1 protein-coding gene and 2 pseudogenes are annotated in these 2,005 nt (G+C 61.5%); 2 read left to right on the top strand and 1 reads right to left on the bottom strand.

All coding sequences use genetic code 11. The annotated features are described in order from the left end of the window. Positions 1-244: hypothetical protein (locus EH240_RS38410; RefSeq protein WP_167484327.1), on the top strand; the 244-nt coding region annotated here is incomplete at its 5' end. Positions 245-433: 189 nt separating this feature from the next. Next, positions 434-712 (top strand): annotated as a pseudogene (locus EH240_RS36770) (transposase); the annotation flags it as partial. A 42-nt stretch (positions 713-754) separates the two neighbouring features. Here EH240_RS36770 and EH240_RS36765 read toward each other — a convergent pair. After that, positions 755-1,754, bottom strand: a pseudogene (locus EH240_RS36765) (IS5 family transposase); the annotation flags it as partial. Positions 1,755-2,005: the final 251 nt, after the last annotated feature.

Below are 2,005 nucleotides of genomic sequence, written 5' to 3'. Positions count from 1 at the left end.
TTGCGTAACCTCAGATTACGCGGCAGCCTTTGCGATTTCCAAGACCTTCGGCGAGCCCAGTGAGGTGCCATCGCTGGTTGAGCTGCGGCGTGCCGGCCAGATCGCCCGGACCGTGTTACTTGGAGTGGTCGTGTTACTTGGAATGGTGCAGCTGACGGCGTTGGTGGCCGAGCTCCCCGGGAGGACCGGCCTGATTAACGCCACGGCTGACAGCCTGATAGGCGATCATCGTTCATCTGGCTGATGGTTCCGGCGTCATGTAGCGGGCCGGCTGCACGGCCGTATTTATCTACTCAAGGAGCGGAGCCCGCCTAGGCGGACGTTGGTGTTCAGAGCCTCAAAGATCGAGCCGATCTGGACGGAGTCCCTGCTGACGCTGACCCGCGCGATTTCAAGGCGGCCGCCGCGGCGTCCGGTTCATGAGGAACTATTGGGAAAGAGCGGCCGCCGTGTTGTCCTCGGCCTCATCGTGACCACCTGCGCTCAGGAGATGGCGGAGGCCGCCAGCGACCAATGGCGCTGCGTCGCCAACCAGATTCGGCCGAAGGTCCCTAAGCTCGCCGCTATCATGGACGAAGCTGAGCACGAAGTGCTGGCCTATAATGACCTGCCCGAAGGAACATCGGGCCAAGCTGCACTCGATACTCAATTGATCCAATCGAGCGGGATCTACGGCGAGATGATGCGGCGCACCGACGTCGGCATCTTCCCTCAAATGAAGAACTACATAGTCGGCCGTGAACAATGAGAGGGATCAGGCTTCGATCTCCTTCGGCTGAGGTTGGAGGGCGGCGAAGAGAAGCCACAAAAGAGCCTTCAGCCAGTGGAGCACGAGGGAGAAGTTGTAGCCTGCGGCTGCCAGGACGGCGTTGACGGCGTCGCCCTGCTTGCCGGCGAGGTAGTTGCGGCCATCCGGTGCTCGGCCTTGATGTGGCCGATCACGGGCTTGATCGCGGAGCGGCGGCGCATCTGGCGCTTGATGGCTGTCGTGACGCGGCGTTTCTGGCCGCTGGTGAAGACCCTGAACTTGTGGCTCTCCGGTGCGTTGTGGCCGCGATAGCCGGCGTCGGCGAGGACGCGGCTGATCTCGTTGCCGATGGTCTTTTCCATGTCAGGGATGACGCTTGCAAGCGGGTGGCCGTCATTGGATTACCGGGCAGCGCTTTTACATGCAGGGCGAACTGGCCACCCTTTGAGCGCTTCAGCGTGGTGGCCACCGACACTTTCACCCCGAACTTGTAGGCGCATGCGCCTTGCCCTTGCCGATGCATTCCACCTCATGCGCAAGCAGGCTGTAGATTTTGTTGCCGCGCTGGTGCTGACGCTGCTCGAGAACGGTGGCGGCTTGGTAGAGCGGCCATTTGAAGAGCGCGTCCAGTTCCGCATCGCCGGCGATACGGCGACAGATGTCGCGAATGGTCCGGCCGAGATAGGTCTTGAGCCTGCGCAGCGCCCTGTTGGCCCGCTTGAACTGCTTGGCGTGCGCATAGCGCTGGTGCTTGATCAGCGCCAGCTTGCCGATCCGCACATAGCTCTGGCGCAAATTGAGACCGGTCTTCTTGGCCAGTCGCACCGGCCGTTCGCGCGCCCGGTGGATGAGCTTGGCGTCGGTCGGGAACATCACGTTCTTCGGCTGCACGGTCGTGTCCACGATCACCTGGCGCGTGTCGGCCGGCTTCATCGCCCCGGTCTTGACCGCAATGCTGAGGCTTCCTGCAAGAGCGCGACGATCGCTCCTCGCCCATGCGGCTGCGCCTTAGCCCACTGCGTTGACTCGTTCCCAAGAGCATCATTCGTCGGGCCACGATAACGGCTCGAGCGCTTTGATAAACGTATACAGAATTGGCCCGTCAACGCAGGGGCACGATTGAGGCGGAGCTATTTCATTCGCACCTCAATCGAGCTTGGGGTGCCTTAAGTCCTATGTATCGGTGGGAATGGCAACGTTATCCCTTGGGCCGCCTGCCGGATTATTTTATTACGCGGCCCTCTTGACGTCTCGCCA

The sequence above is a fragment of the Mesorhizobium tamadayense genome, from assembly GCF_003863365.1.
Taxonomy (GTDB): domain Bacteria; phylum Pseudomonadota; class Alphaproteobacteria; order Rhizobiales; family Rhizobiaceae; genus Mesorhizobium; species Mesorhizobium tamadayense.
The sequence above is the reverse complement of the archived record's forward strand: the minus strand, read 5'-3'. Positions and strand labels throughout refer to the sequence as shown.